The organism is Winogradskyella sp. 3972H.M.0a.05 (genome assembly GCF_040493455.1).
Taxonomy (GTDB): Bacteria; Bacteroidota; Bacteroidia; order Flavobacteriales; family Flavobacteriaceae; genus Microcosmobacter.
On record NZ_JANFDA010000001.1, the window covers coordinates 308,820 to 326,001 of the forward strand.

Sequence of the window (17,182 nt, forward strand, 5' to 3'; positions counted from 1 at the left end):
TTTGGTTAATAGATAACTGTAATCCACAGCATATATTATGCTGGATGGTAAAAATAAGCATCTTTTTGAATTATAGAACCAAAAACAAGGATTTTAGACCCTTTCTGTGCCTGCGAAATGCGCTTCCAGCTCTTTTAGTGTAGCTTCACTAGTTACCAAATCTTTTACGATTTCGCCTTTTTCTAATACCACAATGCGTTCGCATACATCTGTTACATGAAGTAGGTCGTGGCTAGAGACTAAAACTGTTACACCTTGTTTTTCTGCTAAATCCTTTATAATTGATTTTAATCGAATCTGAGTTGTAGGGTCTAGATTCGCAAATGGTTCATCTAATATGATTACTTCAGGGTTACCTATAAGCGCAGCAACAATTCCTGCCTTCTTTTGGTTTCCTTTACTTAGATCTCTCAGATATTTTTTTTGTCCCAATATTTCACCATGGAAGAAATCTTCGAACTTAGACACTAGGGCATCTACATCGGATTTGTTTTGTCCTCTTAACTCTCCTATAAAGTAAAAGTATTCTTCTGCGGTGAGGTAGCCAATTAAAAAGCTTTCATCTATAAAAGCAGAGGTAAATGGTTTCCAATCTTCACTTTCGCTAACTACCACGTCATTATTTGTTATGCTTCCAGATGATGGCTGTATTAAGTCCAATAAAAGACTGAAGTATGTCGTTTTACCAGCTCCGTTGTTACCTACTAAACCAAAACTCTGCCCTTTGGGGATATTGAGTTCTTCGATATTAAGTACTGTAACGCTATTATATTGTTTAGATAAATTTGATGTAGTTATCATTGGTATTGTCTTTTTGAATTAGCTTGCTTTTTCTCCAAAAGCTGATACTGTTTTATATTTTCCTTTCTGGTATACTTGTTCTATTTTGCTTAAAAAGAAGTTTTTTAATATAATCCCCATAACACCGCTCAATGCAAGAACAATAAGACCTGCTTCCCAGTTAAAAATCTTATACGGCACATAAAATAGAAGCATTGGCAATATAAACTTAGGCAACGCTATAAGCATCTGTGTCGGATTGAAACCATTAGTGTTACTGAATGCTTTGGCTTTTACATTAAGTTCAACAGGCACTCTATTTAGCGCACCTCCAAAGAGTGTGATGAATGAATTGAGACCTATATTGAAAACTGCTCCTGCTGCGATCATTCCAAAGATTTCCCAACCAAAATACAGGTATGGTGTACTTAGGATAAATGAAATGGCTACAGCCACAACCATCAAATACCACTTTGATTCTAGGTATTTTCGGTATGGAATATTTTGACTCATGAGTAGCTTATAGTATTCACTATCCCAGGAAGGTACCAGCTGCCCAAACGTTAATAAAAATCCTCCTGTTACAAACATTGATGCAAATGCCAGGAATGCTGGTGTCTCTCTATAGATTTCTTGCGTGTAAAATATTAGACCATAAAACAGAAACAAGAAAGACATCATAAGCACTTGCTTTGGTCGTGCATTTCTCCAAATGAGTTTGAGGTCATTCTTCAAAAATGGAGCAATACTTCCAAAACGATTCATCCATGTTAGGTCTACTGCATTAACTTCTTTTACTTTTTTAGAGACAGTGTCATCTAGATAAAACCCTTTTTTAATGAAGTTAAAGTTTAAACGATACAGTCCATAAAGAATTAAAGCGCAAACTACAATTAAGTAAGGCTGATTATATATTGCATTAAATGCAACTCCTGCGAGTTCTGATGTACTAAATATCTGAAAGTACTCTAAAGCAATCAAAATCAATAATAGTGGTGCAATAATATAGAAGTATGTATTGCTCTTGTTTATTAAAAAGTTCAGGAAATTGATTGATAATGTTAGTAGTACTACAGAGCCAAACCAGCAAAGAACGTTAAGAACAGGATATCCTTTTGCTAATAGCACTACTGTAAATGGTAAAAACAAAAACAGCGATAAAAAATTGAAAAATGAGAGCGCTGTTTTACCCAACAAATAGTTTATAACCTTATTCTTCTTTATTGGAATAATCATCAAAGGTTTAACATTCATTACAGGTAATTGCTGCATGAAATACCTTATGACAATTTCAAAAAGAAACCAATAGATAAGGAAGTTGTTTACGATAATAATTGGGTCTACTTCTGGAATGCTCTTCTTCAGAATAAAAAATAAAGCGCCTCCCATGACAATGGCTATACCTCCAAAATAAAGTGCTGCAAGAATGAGTAGAATCTTAATAGCTAAGCCTTTCTGAAAATATGATGCTCTAGTAAACTGTTTCCATTCAAAGCTTAAGAATTTTTTGATCATGTTTTGGTTGTGTTTAAACCGTTAGTATATTAAGTCTATGATTTGTTACAAATTTTGTGTTGATTTATAACACCGATTGTACTTTATCTATAATGTGCTCTACTGGTATACTTCCTGCGCAGTCTTTGTAATCTTCTGGATATTTATTCCCGTAAATCGACGTTGGAATCAAAGGAAATTCTTCTCTGTTTGCAGTCAAAGCATAATCCGTCGGTTGATTGAAAGGTGCAAAACCAGCATAAGGATGTGTAACTCCCCAAATCGTAACTACCTTAACACCAAACATAGCCGCCAAATGCCCATTCCCTGAATCCATAGAAAGCATTAGGTCTAAATTAGAAATTACTCTAAGCTCGTTATCTAAACTCAACTTTCCAGCAAGGTTTACAACATTTTTATTGTTTTCAGCTATAGTGTCTAAGATTGAAACTTCTTTTTCTCCCCCTCCAAAAAGGAAAACTTTATGGTTTTTGGACAGATTTTTTATGACTTCCTTCATCTTGTCCAAAGGATACATTTTGCTTTCGTGTGCAGCAAAGGGCGCCACGCCAACCCACTTTTTAGTTTTGCGTTCGGTAGCTTCTATAATATATTCCATCCTTTCTGGGATAGGAAGTTTGTTCCTAAAACTAGGCTGTGATAAGTCTAACTTGAACCCAAGTTTTGCAAAAACATCGGCATAGCGTTGGTGCGTCGTTTTTAGTTGCTTGAATTGTTGTCCAGATGTGAGTGCTTTTTTTTCTGCTCTTCCTTTATCAATTTGAATACATGGTTTAGATAAGAACGTTTTCAAAACATTACTGCGAAGCACATTGTGTAAATCTGCTACGGCGTCAATGTTGAGTTTTTTTATTGCGCGTGAAAGCTTCCAAAGTCCAATAATGCCTTTGTGCTTCCCTTTGACCTCAGCTTCAAATACAGATACGTTTGTTAAGTCTCCAAAGAATGGTGCGAAATGTGCTCTGGTGAGTACGGTAAGTTTTACTTCAGGATATTGTTGTGTTAATGCTCTTAATACTGGGATAGTCATTGCCACATCTCCCATTGCAGAGAGGCGAATAACTAAGATATGTTTAGGTAAAGGAGACATAAAACCTATTCATGTCATATTGAGCGTAGTCAAAACATCTTCAAAAGTGAGATTCTTCACTTCGTTCAGAATGACATTTTACTTCTGTGCTCTTAATACTGGATTGAGCTCGTCGTCATTATACATTTTCATCTGCTTATAGACTTTCATGTATTTGTCGCCGCTTTCAATATCCGTAAGTAAGTCGTCAATAGCAGTGCTAAGATCTACGCGTTGTTCTAGTAATACATTGAGCTTCTTTTGGCAAGCATCGCGATGCTCTTGAGTGGCGTCTTCGCGAGTAGCTTCTACATTCATATGATAAATCTTCAATGCCAGAATAGATAATCTATCGATTGCCCAAGCTGGACTTTCGGAATTTATTTTAGCATCAGATTTCACCTGAACATCCTTGTATTTATCAAGAAAATAACTATCAATAAATTCAACTGTATCTGTTCTGTCTTGATTTGAAGCATCAATCATTCGCTTTAGCTTTAAAGCTCCTACTGGATCAATGTTTGGATCTCTAATAATGTCCTCATAAGCCCATTGTACAGTATCTATCCAACACTTTCTATACAATAAGTGACCTATAAGGTCTTCATCCTTATTGTGCTTATTTGTAAAAGGTTGGTCAATGGTGTTTAAAACTTTGTATGTTTTAATTGCATCTTGAAAAATTGTATTGGCCTTTTCTGAGAACATTGTTATAAAATTTAGGTTACAAATATACTTGATATTATTAACTTTAAACGCTTATAAATTTTAAAGCTAAATGACAGTTCACCATATATCACAGGACAATTCTATCTTAAATAATTTTATTGCTGAAATACGAGATGTCAATGTACAAACGGACAGGATGCGATTCAGAAGAAATATAGAACGTATCGGCGAAATTCTTAGTTATGAATTGAGCAAATCTCTCGATTATCGCACAAAAACAACTCAAACGCCTTTGGGTGTTTCTGAAATACAGGTTCCAAATAATGATATCGTATTGTGCTCTATATTAAGAGCTGGTGTTCCGTTACATAATGGTTTGCTAAACTATTTTGATATGGCGGAGAACGCATTCATTTCGGCTTATCGGCATCATAAAGAAAATCCTGAAACTTTTGAGATTGTGGTTGAGTACCTTGCTTGTCCTTCGCTAGAGAATAAGACGCTTATTTTAGCAGATCCTATGCTTGCAACTGGTCAGTCTATGGTTGCTACTTATGAAGCTTTACTCCCTTTTGGAAAACCAAAGTCTGTTCACTTGGTTAGTGTCATTGGTGCTAAGGAGGGTGTTGAATATGTTGAAAAGCAGTTTGATGATTCTGTGCATTTATGGATTGCTGCTATCGATGAGACTTTGAATGATAAAGGCTATATTGTTCCTGGTCTAGGTGATGCTGGTGATTTAGCATTTGGAGAAAAGTTACAGCAATAGCACAACTATTGGCGTAATCATTAACAGTGCAAGTAATACTTCTTTGAATCGTAAATCACTAATCCTTTCTAAATAATTGGTCATAATAATGGCCAAAGGTGCAAATAGAAATAGAAATTCACTACCGATTTTTAACGGTGAAACTATAATGATGGCTAAAGCCACTAGTACGGAAGTTCCTATTAACACATACGAGGGTTTTAGTTTTCCTTTTACTTCCCTAATAAGCTTAATGTAGAATACTAACGTCCACATAAGGATTGTGAAAATCATAGTAAAAGCAACAATGAACGCTATTGCATTATAGTTAGAGAAATCGAAACTTATACTTGGCGTTATTAGTAGATCACTTAAAAAATTATCATAAACCAAAATATTGAATGCCACAACGATAATCGCTACTCCAATCAATGTTACGAAAGGAACCATCCAGTTTTTGATATCGTTTTGGGAATAATACAATAATGCTACAGGTATTAGAGCAAAAAATAGAATTGCCCAGAAATAGCAAAGCGAAGCCATAGCAATCCAAAAGGTGGCGTCAAAAAACTTCTTTTTGATACTTAATTTTGAATGAAGGCTTATCAATCTTCGTAATGCAAATAGAATAAACACATTGGCTAACAAAATTGAAGTATTGCTGAGACTATTGGGGACAAGCGCTATAAAGAGACCATAGATTAAAATAGTATAACTGTTTTTTTGCGTTAAACTATTCTTACCAATTATGAAGTCTAACACAAAAACCGAAAAAACTGCCACTAGTAAAACCCCTAGTTGTTTGAGCGCTTCGAGTGTCAATAAATGTTCTAAGATGTACTGACTTCTAACATAAAAAAACACCAAACAGATAAGTACAATAATAATTATACTGTGTATTGGTTTTGATTTGCTAAAAAATCTTGAAATCATTTATAGAGTTTGTATATTTGCTCGGTAAATATAAAATTATGAAAGATTTCTTCTACGCTATACAAGATTTGTTTGTAAATTATCTTTTTGCACCTTACGATTACTTTAGAGAACTAGAGTTAGAAAACTGGTGGTCAGCCAATATTGTTTCTTGGTTGTTCTTAGTAGTTGGGTTTGTTGCTTTCCTTTATTGGATGAAAGAATTACGAATCTTCAACAATAATGGTGAAGAAGATAAGACTGTTACTGCACACTCTTATTTATAGATCGAATCCTATATCCTTACGATAATACATCTTATCAAAGTTGATGTTTTCAATACTTTGGTAAGATTTTTTTAGTGCCTCTTGGTATGTGTTACCATAGCTGGTCACTGCCATAACTCGTCCTCCGGAAGTTAAAACTGCTCCGTCTTGTTCTTGTGCACCTGCATGAAACAGTATACTATTCTCTACCTCATCTGTTCCTGAAATACGCTTGCCTTTTTCGTAAGCTTCTGGATATCCTCCCGATACTAACATTACTGTTGTGGCTGCTCTTTCGTCAATATCAATATTTATTGAGCCAAGGCTCTCATCAGCAACGGCTTTAAATAATTGTCCAAGATCGTTTTTAAGTCTTGGTAAAACTACTTCAGTTTCTGGGTCTCCAAGTCTTACGTTGTATTCTATTACTTTTGGTTGATCTCCAACTTTTATCAATCCAATAAAGATGAATCCTTTATATGGTAAGTTGTCTTCTTTTAGTCCTTTAACTGTTGGTTTTACTATCTGCTCTTCAATCTTCTCCATGAAGCTTGAATCTGCAAAGGGAACTGGTGACACTGCTCCCATTCCGCCTGTATTTAACCCTGTATCTCCTTCTCCAATACGCTTATAATCTTTTGCAGTTGGAAGGATTTTATAGTTTTCTCCATCAGTAAGCACAAAACAACTCAGTTCTATACCGTCCAAAAACTCTTCAATGACTACTGTTGCACTAGCATTTCCAAACTTAGCATCAACCAACATGTTTTTCAATTCGACTTTAGCTTCTTCAATATCATTAATGATCAACACTCCTTTACCTGCAGCTAATCCATCCGCTTTTAGTACATAGGGTGGATTAAGTGTTTCCAAAAAAGCATAGCCTTCTTCCAAATTTTCAGAAGTAAAACTCTGATAGGCCGCAGTAGGAATATTGTGGCGCATCATAAATTCTTTTGCAAACTCCTTACTGCCTTCTAGCTGAGCCGCTGCTTTTTGAGGTCCAATAACTGCTACATGTTGTAAGCTCTTATCATTGATGAAAAAGTCATGAACTCCTTGTACTAAAGGATCTTCTGGGCCAACAACGACCATATCTATCTCTTTGGAAAGTGTCGCATCTTTTATGGCTTCAAAATCAGTGACTTTTATGTTTAGGTTCTCTGCTATTTGAGTTGTTCCAGAGTTTCCTGGGGCTACATAAAGATTTTCGCATTCTGTACTTTGGGCAAGCTTCCAGGCTATAGTATGTTCGCGACCTCCAGAACCTAAGATAAGTATGTTCATCAGTTATTAGTTTGGCGCAAAAATAATTGCTTTTAAGCTCAAAAAATAACTAGATTTGAAAAATTATCTATGTCCTTGTATAATTTCATACTTCAATCTGTCATTTTACCAATTGGCAATCGTTTTTTTGGTGGTTCTTACCTAAAATACCTCAAGGCATGGAAACAAAATGACCAGAAATCGGAAGATGACCTCAAACAAATTCAGCATAAAAATCTAGATGATATTCTTAGACTGGCAATAGATAAAGTGCCATACTATAAAAGCTTGGCTATATCTACAGAAGATAGTCCTTACGACACCTTAAAATCGTTTCCTATACTTACTAAAGACATTCTTAGAAATGAACTGAACAACTTAATTTCTGTAGATTATGATATTCAGGATTTAGATAAAAACCATAGTAGCGGAAGCAGTGGTCAACAGTCTTTTACGTATATGACTAAAGACCATAAGTTCTATCTGCGTGCATTACAGACACATTGGTGGAATTGGAGTTCGTATAGTATTGGTGATCCTATACTACAGTTTGGAATTTCACAGCAACGAACGTTTGTGAAAAAGCTTAAAGATGTTTTCTACAGATGCTTTTATGTGAAAGCTTTTGGTTTGTCTGAATCTGAATTGAAAACGGTTTCTGAAAAGTTAACAAATTCGGACATTAATTATATCGCAGGGTATCCTTCTGTCATCAATCAGATTGCGCTTTCTGTCAAAGCACATCAACTTAGCCCTAATGTGAAGGGTATTGTTTGCTTTGGAGACAAGCTATTTGATCATCATAAAGTCAATATGAAAGACAGCTTCGGTGAAGACTTGAGTTTAGTCGATACTTATGGCTGTGCTGAGGGATTGCTCATGGCTTGCAAATACGATACGCCTTATTATTATATTATGTCTCCTCATGTTCATATAGAAATAGTTGATGATAACGGAAACGCCGTTGAAGATGGGGTTATGGGTAATGTTTTAATTACATGCTTAACCAATGAAGCCATGCCTTTGATCCGTTACAAACTGGGAGACCTGGCAATAAAGCTCCCTAAAGAACGATATCCTGATGGTCGATTACTGAATTACCCCTTACTACAAAAGATTGTTGGTCGGGAAACTGATGTCATAAAATCTAAAACCGGTGTTGTCCTCAATGTTCATAGTTTTACGGGAGTGATGGAATACTATGAAAATATAAAGCAATATAAGGTCATTCAAGATAGTTTAGAGCAAATTACCATTCAGTATATTGTTGATGCTAATTATGATTTTGATGTAAAGACTTTGGATGACATAAAAACGAAACTCGATGACCTTACTAAAAGCGGATTGCATATCTTGTTTGAAGAAGTAAACCAGATTGCTTCTAGCAAGTCTGGAAAGCCACAGATAATTGAGTCAAATTTGCCTAAAGTTTAGATGAAAGATGTCCTAATTATTACCAACTATTATCCTCCTGAAACTGGAGCAGCTTCTAATAGGATTAATCATCTGGCTGAAGGGCTTTCGAATCAAGGCTTTAAAGTCAGAGTCCTTACTCCTCTTCCTAATTATCCTACTGGTAAAATATTTAAAGCTTATAAAGGTCGTATAGAAAACCCAACGGTTGAAAACAATGTCACTATCCATCGGTTGTGGATATATGCCAATAATTCCAAAAATAAACTTCTAAGGCTTTTAGCAATGCTGTCTTATAGCTTTAGCCTTGTCTGGTTTTTTATGTGGAATAGGATTCCAAAGACTGTTATTGTTCAATCGCCTCCTTTGTTAGTGGCTTTTACTGCTGTTCTGTTTTTAAGATCAAAAAGAAGAAAATTAATCCTCAATGTCAGTGATCTTTGGCCAATTGCAGGGCTGGAGCTTGGTGCTTTCAAAAAAAACTGGTCTTATAAGCTTCTTGAAAACATTGAACGTTTTAACTACAAAAATGCAAATCTGGTTTTAGGTCAAAGCAATGAGATATTAACGCATGTTACTTCTCTATATCCTGAAAAAGAGGTTTTCCTATATCGAAACTTCCCAAAGATTGGTATTAGCCCTCTTCAAGAACCAGATGATACTCAACAAGAGCTAAAAATCGTTTATGCTGGCTTACTTGGTATTGCTCAAGGTATTTATAAGTTGATTCAAGAACTAGAACTGAAAGATGTAGAGTTTCATATTTATGGAAATGGCGCTGAACGAGCATTAATAGAACGCTATATTTCTGAAACTCCAGAGAAGACTATAATTTATCATGGTGAGGTCAGCAGACAAGAACTGCATAAAGTGCTTACAAACTATGATGCTACTATTATTCCTTTACTAAATAGAATTTACGGCTCTGTGCCTTCAAAGATATTTGAATATGCCTATTTAGGTTTGCCCATGATCTATTTTGGTGGTGGTGAAGGTGAAAATATTATTACTGAAAATAACTTGGGTTGGGTTGCTGACGTAGGTAATTACAAGGCCTTGAACGATTTGATTGCTACTCTTGAAAGGGGTAAGTTATCGAATAGTTTTAGGTATGAGATTCAAAATACAGCTCAAAATAAATTCAACTTTGATAGGCAACTTAAGGAATTTTCGGCAATGGTTTAATACGCTTTTTCTTCTCCTTTTATTGCATTGATAAAGGTTTGAAAAACGATTTTCAGATCTAAAAGCAGAGACCAGTTTTCAATATAAAAGATATCGTATTTTACTCTACCAATAATATCTTTATCTGATTCTACTTCTCCTCTAAATCCACTGATTTGTGCCAATCCTGTAATACCTGGTTTAACAAAATGACGTACCATGAATTTGTCAATCTTTTTTGCATACATATTTGTATGGCTTACCATATGTGGTCTTGGTCCTACTACTGACATGTCACCGAAAAGGACATTGAAAAATTGTGGTAGTTCGTCAATACTCGTCTTTCTTATGAATTTCCCAACTCTTGTGACTCGTTGATCGCCTCTTGTTGCCTGATGTAAGTGAGCGTCTTTATTTGGGGTCATTGATCTAAACTTATAACAATCAAACTCCTTGTAATTAAATCCGTTTCTGGATTGTTTGAAAAAAACAGGACCTCTTGATTCTAGCTTAATAAACAATGCTATAACAGGTGTTAACCACGACAAAACGAATACAATAACCAAGCTCGAAAAAGCTATATCAAACACTCTCTTTACAATCATATTAAACGAGTCTTCTAGAGGTATGTTTCTAAGACTTAATATTGGTATATAATCGTAGTATTCATATCTTAATCGCTTGGAGTAGATTTCTTTATTATCTGGAATGAATTTTAAAATTTTTAGATTATTGTCCGCAAAATCTACAATGGCACTTATTTGAGAATTACTTAATTCAGAAATTGAACAATATATTTCATCTACATCTTGTTCCTTTATATAATCGAAATGGGTGTTTAAATTTTCTTTGTTGTTTTTTAAATCGAAAGTCTTCAGGTGCATATAACCATATTCTGGACTTGTATTGAAAAAGTTTTCTAATGCCAATGCATTTTTACTGGCGCCAAATATTGCTGTTTTTCTAAAGTTACCTCCAAAATCGGCTCTATATTTCTGTAGAAGATAATAGATTGTGATCTTCATTAACGCTATCAATGAAAAGGAAATCAACACATATTTTAAAACTCTAAAGGGCTCTATATCTAACTCTGGATAGAATCCGAAAAAGGCGAAAACTATTAGCGTAAATAAAATTGCCTGTCTTAATATTAATGTCAGAATAGTAACTACCTTAGTATAACGATATACTTCATAAAACTTAGAGGTAATGGATAAAACGATCCACGCAATAGCCATAAAGCCCAAATAAACTACTGGGTCTATTTCGGAAAAATAATACTTAATTGCCAATCCATTGATAATACTTAGATCAATGAGATAAGAAATTGGTCTGAGGTAACCAGAGTATCTTCCTTGTTTAAATAAACTCAAATTATCGTTTTATATGCTTGGTAAAATCTTTATGTTCTCTTTTATATAGTTCTTCTTGTGGTAGTTCTTTGAAGTATTGGTATGTCTTCTTCATCCCTTCCTCTCTATCAACTTTAGGTTTCCAATTTAATATTTTTTTTGCTAAATCAATATTTGGTTGCCTTTGTAAGGGATCATCCTTGGGTAAAGGTTTAAATATTATTTTTTGATCAGAATCCGTTAGCTTTATAATCTCTTTCGCAAAATCAAGAATACTTATTTCGTTTGGGTTTCCAATGTTTACTGGTAAATCATAATCACTAAATAGCAAACGGTAAATCCCATCTACTTGATCATCTACATAACAAAAAGATCTGGTCTGAGATCCATCTCCAAAAACTGTAAGATCTTCTCCTCTTAACGCTTGTCCCATAAATGCAGGAATTACTCTACCATCATTTAATCGCATTCTTGGGCCATAGGTATTAAAGATCCTTACTATTCTAGTTTCCAAACCATGAAATCTATTATATGCCATAGTAATAGATTCTTGAAAACGCTTTGCTTCATCGTAAACCCCTCTGGGACCAATTGTATTTACATTACCATAGTAATCTTCGGTTTGAGGGTGAACTAAAGGATCACCATAAATTTCGGAGGTAGATGCTATGAGTATTCTGGATTTTTTTTCTTTTGCTAGTCCTAATAAATTGTGTGTGCCAAGCGCACCTACTTTTAAGGTCTGAATTGGTATTTTTAAATAATCTATTGGGCTGGCTGGAGAAGCGAAGTGTAAGATGTAATCTAATTTCCCAGAAACATGCACAAATCTTGTAACATCGTGATTATGAAATTCAAAGTTTTCATTCGGGAAAAGGTGAGCTATGTTTTTGAGGTCTCCTGTAATTAGGTTGTCCATCCCTATAACATAGAATCCTTCATTAATGAATTTGTCACACAAATGAGACCCTAAAAACCCCGCAGCTCCTGTAATAAGAATTCTCTTCATTATCTACCAATTGAACTATAATATTCTACTTCTTTTTTAATTTCGTTTAAATCATACAAATTTCTCCCATCAAAAATAACTGAGTCTTTCATTCTATTTCTAATTTTGGAGAAATCTGGTGTTCTAAAAATACTCCATTCTGTACAAATAACCAGCGCATCAGCATTATCTAGGGCATCGTACATAGTGTTAGCAAATGAAATTCTATCACCTAGCTTCCGTTGAACGTTAGGCATTGCTTCAGGGTCAAATGCATTGATAGTTGCTCCTGAAGCAAGAAGCTCTTCAATCATATAGAGTGAAGGGGCTTCTCTAATGTCATCTGTTTCTGGCTTGAATGCCAATCCCCAAATAGCTATTTTTCTTCCTTCTAAGTTGTTATTGAAATAATCTTTTATTCTTGGGATTAAGATAGTCTTTTGCTTACTATTAATGTCGATAACAGCATCTAATATTTTAAAATCATACCCAATGTCTTTCCCTGATTTATTAAGTGCTTTTACATCTTTTGGGAAACAAGACCCTCCGTATCCTATTCCTGGAAATAAGAATCTTTTTCCAATTCTGGAATCAGTCCCCATTCCAATTCTTACCTTGTCTACATCTGCTCCTACTTTTTCGCAAAAGTTGGCTATTTCATTCATGAACGTGATTTTTGTAGCCAAAAATGAGTTTGCAGCATATTTAGTAAGTTCAGCGGATTTTTCATCCATTGTAATGATTGGGTTCCCGGATCTAACGTAAGGCTTGTAAATCTTTTTCATTATTTCTAAGGCTCTTTGTGAATCAGAGCCTACAACAATACGTTCCGGTTTTAGAAAATCATCAACAGCAAAACCTTCTCTTAAAAATTCAGGATTAGAAACCACATCAAATTCTACATCTGTATGTTCTCTAATTGCTTCTTCTACTTTTTTTGATGTCCCAACTGGCACAGTACTTTTATCAACGATTACCTTATAATCTTTGATTAGCTTGCCTATATCGTGTGCTACGCCTAGAATATATTTTAAGTCTGCTGATCCGTCTTCATCTTCAGGAGTTGGTAGGGCTAAAAAAATAACAGAACCATGATCTAGACCTTCTTTTAATGATGTAGAAAATTTTAACCGTTCTGCTTTTAAGTTTCTTTCAAAGATTACATCTAGATGAGGCTCGTAAATTGGAACCTCTCCATTTTTCATTTTCTCAACTTTTTGTTCATCTATATCAATACATAAAACTTCATTTCCTGTCTCTGCTAAGCATGTACCCGTTACTAAACCTACGTAACCAGTTCCGACAACTGTTATTTTCATATTATTTTTTTATTTATGCAAATGTAATTAAGTATAATTAACTATTCTGATCTATTTAATAATTGATTTTTAAATCTCTGAAAGCTTTTCTATGAAGCTAGACATTATTTGTTCTTTGGAGAAATGGTCTAGTATGTAGGCCCTTGCATTTTTGCCCATATTTAGATAATCATTTTCGTTTTGGAATAAGTCGTTAACCATTTCAATTATAGCATCGGAGTATTCTGTAAAATAGAGCCCTCCTTTTGATTCATCAATTATTGATTTAACTTCGGATTTACCATGTCCTATAACAATTGATGGCTTTTCACTTGCCATCATTCCTAGCACTTTAGACGGCATGACTGTATCTATAACATCTTGTTTTAGGAATAATAAATGAGCATCACAACTACAAAGTAGATCGGATAATTCTTGATAAGGTACTGGTGGATGAATTGTAACATTATTATTGTCTCTTAGTTCTTCCTGTAGCCATTTTTTCATGGAGCCATCTCCTACTATAATGATATCATATATATCCGGGTTTAATTCATTGCAAAATTTTACAAAAGTGCTCCAGTCTTGTTTATCTCCAATATTTCCTGAGTATAGTAGTTTTATCTTCTGAGAAGATAAATATTTATGAGTATTTGATCTCTTTGGGTTTACAAAATTCTCGTCAATCCAATTTGGGAAGTAAAACTTATCTGAGCTTGTCTTGTTCGACAATTTCTTAATCATACTTTTACTTATGGTGCTTGCTATATCTGCTTTAGAAAACAACCATTTTTCTATTCTAAAAAGAAAGGAAAACAAAATAGATTTTTTGTTACCCAAGCCTGTTTGAATTGCTGCATCGAACTCAAAGTCTTGAATATGTATCCATAACTTAGCCTTTAGTCTTTTCTTTAAAATGTATCCTATTAATGTTGATGTGGTAAATGGAACAACGGCAATTACTAAATCAGATTTTTTTATTTTATAGGAGTTAATAAAAGTCCCAAAAGTAAAATCCAACATGTGCACGACCCTCTTGAAAAAAGTTGGTTTACTGGGTACATATTGTTTATACCTGTATATCTTGATTCCATTTTCCTCTTCCTTAAGGAATGTAGATTTTTGTCTATAGTCATTATTTATCCTCCATTGAGGATAATAAGGAAAAGCAGTTAGTACTGATATATTATATCCTTGTTTTGATAAAAATTCTGCCCATTGGGTAGAGTACAAACCTATAGCAGAATCCTCAGGGGCATAATTTAGGCTAATTAGCGTAATATTTTTTCTTTCCAAATCTCAAAATCGATCTTTAATTGGCTTGGCTGGATTCCCAACACAAACTTTTCCTTTTGGTAGGTTTTTAAAAACACTACTTCTTGCTCCTACGACCGTATTATCCTCGATGCTTATATTTGGTGCAACGTACACATCTGTGGCTAACCAACATTTGTTTCCAATTGTAATCTTCTTAGAAAAAATACTAAAATCCTCAGAATTATATTCATGAGAACCTGTACATATATAGCACTTTTGAGAGATAACCGTATTAGCTCCTATTTCAATTTCACCAAGTGAATATAATACAACATCATCTCCAATCCAACTATAATCACCAATTGTAATTTTCCAGGGATAAGTGACTTGGGCACTTGGTCTTATAATTACTCCTTTACCTATTTTGGCTCCAAAGGAATTTAATAAAAACCGTCTCCATGAGTACATAAATTGAGGAGAAGTTCTAAAAAACACAACATATACTATTCGCCATAATTGAACTACAACCTTAGACCTTCCTCTAAAACCTTTAGGGGTCCTATATAGATTAAGGTTTTGAAAATTGTATTTCTCTTTTGTATCCATTTTTAGGCTTCGAGTATTTGTGTCAAATTATCAATATAATTTTGCACACTATATTTAGACTGAGCATACTCTATGTTATGTCTTCTGATGTTTGTACTATCCTCTGGGTTTTCCTTTACTTTTACAAGCTTATCAAAAATACTTGACGCACTTTGCTTATCTACATAAAAGCCGTTTATTTTATCTTCAAAAATATCAGGAATTCCTGCATGCCTTGTAGTTATAATTAAACTACCCGTCCCCATAGCTTCTATAATAGCAAATGGTTGTGCTTCCATAGTATAAAAAGTTGGTAAAACAAACACATTTGCCCAAGCAAAAAGTTCTTTCTTGCTTTGACCAGATACAATGCCGCAGTATTCTGCGTTTCTTAATTTATTAAAATAACTCTCTATTCTAGTTCTATGCCTTTCATCTATATTGCCTGCAATCTTTGCTTTATATTCAATGCCATTTTTTTCCAATAATGTTAAAGCCTCTAGTAGGTCGAAAATCCCTTTTTCTTCCATAAGATTACTTAAATATACTATTCTCAAAGATTTTTCTTGAAGTTTTTGTTCTACTTGTTCTTGGTCTAAAAACAGATAGTCTTCCAAAAAATTATATAAAACATGGATTTTGTCATTATCGATAAAAGAATCCATATTGTGTGTTAAGGACTCCGAAGAAACTATCCCTTTGTTGCTTTTGCTTAGCAATGCTTTAAAATATTTTTTTTTGAAGCCTTTGAGAAGCTTATACTGTCTGCCAACAAAATTTCCATGAATATGTACGATGAGTTCTTTCCCTAGTAACTTGCTAAGAAAGATAAAAATAGTATATTTTGATATTCCAAGAAATGTTTGACCAGGAACCATATAAATTTTATCTGACTTAAAAATCTTGTAGGCCAAAAAATTAAATTTGAGATAGAACAGAAGCTTGGACCAGGAAAAAACCCCAATGTTTTCATCAAATTTATTATAAGACATGTTAATAGAATCCATCTTATAATCTCCTGAATTACCTAAATTATCAACAACAATTTTGTTCCCTAAAGATGCGCCTGTTATTGGGTCTGGTAGTGGTCCAATTAACAACACATCTGTTTGCTTCTTATTCATTTACAGTTTTTTTGTACGCTTCGAATGCAAATAAATTAATAATAAACGAAAAAAGCAGCACTCCGTTCTGTCTTTCTAAAATATTTTCAGTCAACATGGACACAAAAAACAAAATAATAACTGAAATATGCACAAAGCTTGAAGATTTGATTGCCAATTTAAGATTGTATAAAACCATCCCTAATAATGAAGCTACCCCAATAACTCCAGCAGCTAACCAAGCACTTAAAAATTGATTGTGAGAATTATAGTATTCTTTTATTGTTATGTTTGAGTTTGTAAAATAACACTCAGATAGGACTGCCTTTGTATCGCCAACTCCGTATCCTAATAATGGATTATCTCCAATTAAACTCAAACTACAGTCATATATCATCATCCTTATTGTTGTGGATCCCAACTTGCTGTTGTTAGAATTTAAAAAAGCCTCTAATAATTCTGAAAATCTATTCTTTATTGGTGGTATGTTATATCCAATTATCAACAGTCCAAATGTTATAATCAAAAACCATATAAGGTTTCGCCTTTTTTGATTTTTTGAAAAGTGGATCAAAAAGATTAAAAATGACGTTGCAATTATTCCTTTACGTGTAAGTATTGCTAAAATTATTGCTAGAAAAACAACACAAATTAAGAAGACTACTTTTTTTAACTTGGTGGTAATAAGTTTGTAAATATGCACAGCAAACACCAAAGAAATGCTTAGATACAATGAAGCATATATTGGATGCATTGAGTATTTCCCATACTTTGAGTTTAATCTCTCGCTGTAATCG

The 17,182-nt window shown here is 34.0% G+C and carries 17 protein-coding genes; 4 read left to right on the forward strand and 13 right to left on the reverse strand.

Annotated features, from left to right (window positions below; translation table 11 throughout):
* Positions 1 to 93: 93 nt before the first annotated feature.
* The 4 genes from NCE97_RS01370 to NCE97_RS01385 all read right to left on the reverse strand — a co-directional run bounded on the left by NCE97_RS01370 (position 94) and on the right by NCE97_RS01385 (position 4,072).
* The gene (locus NCE97_RS01370) at positions 94 to 801 is read right to left on the reverse strand and encodes an ABC transporter ATP-binding protein (RefSeq protein ID WP_353777074.1); all 708 of its coding nucleotides are present in this window, start codon (positions 799 to 801) and stop codon (positions 94 to 96) included.
* Positions 802 to 819: 18 nt separating this feature from the next.
* Positions 820 to 2,295, reverse strand: coding sequence for a DUF5687 family protein (locus NCE97_RS01375; RefSeq protein WP_353777075.1), 1,476 nt, complete (start codon positions 2,293 to 2,295; stop codon positions 820 to 822).
* A 64-nt stretch (positions 2,296 to 2,359) separates the two neighbouring features.
* Complete coding sequence (locus NCE97_RS01380; RefSeq protein ID WP_353777076.1) at positions 2,360 to 3,385, reverse strand: glycosyltransferase family 9 protein; 1,026 nt, start codon at positions 3,383 to 3,385, stop codon at positions 2,360 to 2,362.
* Positions 3,386 to 3,463: 78 nt separating this feature from the next.
* Entirely contained in the window at positions 3,464 to 4,072 is a 609-nt protein-coding gene (locus NCE97_RS01385) for a DUF4254 domain-containing protein (protein ID WP_353777077.1), read from the reverse strand.
* A gap of 70 nt (positions 4,073 to 4,142) precedes the next feature.
* Here NCE97_RS01385 and upp point away from each other — a divergent pair, with 70 nt between their 5' ends.
* A complete protein-coding gene (upp, locus tag NCE97_RS01390) occupies positions 4,143 to 4,802 on the forward strand; it encodes a uracil phosphoribosyltransferase (RefSeq protein WP_353777078.1) in 660 nt (219 codons plus the stop codon).
* Here the strand turns inward: upp and NCE97_RS01395 are convergent.
* On the reverse strand, positions 4,791 to 5,714 hold the full coding sequence (locus NCE97_RS01395) for an LTA synthase family protein (protein WP_353777079.1): 924 nt from the start codon (positions 5,712 to 5,714) through the stop codon (positions 4,791 to 4,793). The genes upp and NCE97_RS01395 overlap by 12 nt on opposite strands.
* Positions 5,715 to 5,752: 38 nt before the next feature.
* Between NCE97_RS01395 and NCE97_RS01400 the strand changes: the two genes are divergently transcribed.
* On the forward strand, positions 5,753 to 5,980 hold the full coding sequence (locus NCE97_RS01400; protein WP_353777080.1) for a DUF6341 family protein: 228 nt from the start codon (positions 5,753 to 5,755) through the stop codon (positions 5,978 to 5,980).
* Here NCE97_RS01400 and purD read toward each other — a convergent pair.
* Positions 5,975 to 7,246, reverse strand: a complete 1,272-nt coding sequence (purD, locus tag NCE97_RS01405) for a phosphoribosylamine--glycine ligase (RefSeq protein ID WP_353777081.1) — start codon at positions 7,244 to 7,246, stop codon at positions 5,975 to 5,977. The two genes, NCE97_RS01400 and purD, sit on opposite strands and share 6 nt — an antisense overlap.
* A gap of 69 nt (positions 7,247 to 7,315) precedes the next feature.
* On the opposite strand from purD, the gene NCE97_RS01410 reads away from it, so the two are divergent.
* Both NCE97_RS01410 and NCE97_RS01415 read left to right on the forward strand, forming a co-directional pair.
* On the forward strand, positions 7,316 to 8,659 hold the full coding sequence (locus NCE97_RS01410) for a phenylacetate--CoA ligase family protein (protein ID WP_353777082.1): 1,344 nt from the start codon (positions 7,316 to 7,318) through the stop codon (positions 8,657 to 8,659).
* On the forward strand, positions 8,660 to 9,823 hold the full coding sequence (locus NCE97_RS01415; RefSeq protein WP_353777083.1) for a glycosyltransferase family 4 protein: 1,164 nt from the start codon (positions 8,660 to 8,662) through the stop codon (positions 9,821 to 9,823).
* Here NCE97_RS01415 and NCE97_RS01420 read toward each other — a convergent pair.
* The 7 genes from NCE97_RS01420 to NCE97_RS01450 all read right to left on the reverse strand — a co-directional run bounded on the left by NCE97_RS01420 (position 9,820) and on the right by NCE97_RS01450 (position 17,139).
* On the reverse strand, positions 9,820 to 11,175 hold the full coding sequence (locus NCE97_RS01420; RefSeq protein ID WP_353777084.1) for an undecaprenyl-phosphate glucose phosphotransferase: 1,356 nt from the start codon (positions 11,173 to 11,175) through the stop codon (positions 9,820 to 9,822). The genes NCE97_RS01415 and NCE97_RS01420 overlap by 4 nt on opposite strands.
* A gap of 1 nt (position 11,176) precedes the next feature.
* Positions 11,177 to 12,163, reverse strand: a complete 987-nt coding sequence (locus NCE97_RS01425) for a UDP-glucuronic acid decarboxylase family protein (protein ID WP_353777085.1) — start codon at positions 12,161 to 12,163, stop codon at positions 11,177 to 11,179.
* Positions 12,163 to 13,461, reverse strand: coding sequence for a UDP-glucose dehydrogenase family protein (locus NCE97_RS01430; protein WP_353777086.1), 1,299 nt, complete (start codon positions 13,459 to 13,461; stop codon positions 12,163 to 12,165). The genes NCE97_RS01425 and NCE97_RS01430 overlap by 1 nt, the downstream gene beginning before the upstream one ends.
* A gap of 69 nt (positions 13,462 to 13,530) precedes the next feature.
* Positions 13,531 to 14,736, reverse strand: a complete 1,206-nt coding sequence (locus NCE97_RS01435) for a glycosyltransferase family 4 protein (RefSeq protein ID WP_353777087.1) — start codon at positions 14,734 to 14,736, stop codon at positions 13,531 to 13,533.
* Between the two features lie 3 nt (positions 14,737 to 14,739).
* Positions 14,740 to 15,303: a putative colanic acid biosynthesis acetyltransferase gene (locus NCE97_RS01440; RefSeq protein WP_353777088.1), complete on the reverse strand. Its 564-nt coding sequence runs from the start codon at positions 15,301 to 15,303 to the stop codon at positions 14,740 to 14,742.
* Positions 15,304 to 15,305: 2 nt separating this feature from the next.
* Positions 15,306 to 16,406 (reverse strand): glycosyltransferase family 4 protein, encoded by a 1,101-nt coding sequence (locus NCE97_RS01445; protein WP_353777089.1) that lies wholly within the window; start codon positions 16,404 to 16,406, stop codon positions 15,306 to 15,308.
* Positions 16,399 to 17,139: an O-antigen ligase family protein gene (locus NCE97_RS01450; protein ID WP_353777090.1), complete on the reverse strand. Its 741-nt coding sequence runs from the start codon at positions 17,137 to 17,139 to the stop codon at positions 16,399 to 16,401. The genes NCE97_RS01445 and NCE97_RS01450 overlap by 8 nt, the downstream gene beginning before the upstream one ends.
* Positions 17,140 to 17,182 lie beyond the last annotated feature (43 nt).

Coding starts and splice junctions, on each gene's coding strand:
- purD (WP_353777081.1), bottom strand. CDS start 7,246: ATGAACATACTTATCTTAGGTTCTGGAGGTCGCGAACATACTATAGCC.
- NCE97_RS01370 (WP_353777074.1), bottom strand. CDS start 801: ATGATAACTACATCAAATTTATCTAAACAATATAATAGCGTTACAGTA.
- NCE97_RS01430 (WP_353777086.1), bottom strand. CDS start 13,461: ATGAAAATAACAGTTGTCGGAACTGGTTACGTAGGTTTAGTAACGGGT.
- NCE97_RS01395 (WP_353777079.1), bottom strand. CDS start 5,714: ATGATTTCAAGATTTTTTAGCAAATCAAAACCAATACACAGTATAATT.
- NCE97_RS01450 (WP_353777090.1), bottom strand. CDS start 17,139: ATGCATCCAATATATGCTTCATTGTATCTAAGCATTTCTTTGGTGTTT.
- NCE97_RS01400 (WP_353777080.1), top strand. CDS start 5,753: ATGAAAGATTTCTTCTACGCTATACAAGATTTGTTTGTAAATTATCTT.
- NCE97_RS01385 (WP_353777077.1), bottom strand. CDS start 4,072: ATGTTCTCAGAAAAGGCCAATACAATTTTTCAAGATGCAATTAAAACA.
- NCE97_RS01440 (WP_353777088.1), bottom strand. CDS start 15,303: ATGGATACAAAAGAGAAATACAATTTTCAAAACCTTAATCTATATAGG.
- NCE97_RS01445 (WP_353777089.1), bottom strand. CDS start 16,406: ATGAATAAGAAGCAAACAGATGTGTTGTTAATTGGACCACTACCAGAC.
- NCE97_RS01415 (WP_353777083.1), top strand. CDS start 8,660: ATGAAAGATGTCCTAATTATTACCAACTATTATCCTCCTGAAACTGGA.
- upp (WP_353777078.1), top strand. CDS start 4,143: ATGACAGTTCACCATATATCACAGGACAATTCTATCTTAAATAATTTT.
- NCE97_RS01375 (WP_353777075.1), bottom strand. CDS start 2,295: ATGATCAAAAAATTCTTAAGCTTTGAATGGAAACAGTTTACTAGAGCA.
- NCE97_RS01425 (WP_353777085.1), bottom strand. CDS start 12,163: ATGAAGAGAATTCTTATTACAGGAGCTGCGGGGTTTTTAGGGTCTCAT.
- NCE97_RS01410 (WP_353777082.1), top strand. CDS start 7,316: ATGTCCTTGTATAATTTCATACTTCAATCTGTCATTTTACCAATTGGC.
- NCE97_RS01380 (WP_353777076.1), bottom strand. CDS start 3,385: ATGTCTCCTTTACCTAAACATATCTTAGTTATTCGCCTCTCTGCAATG.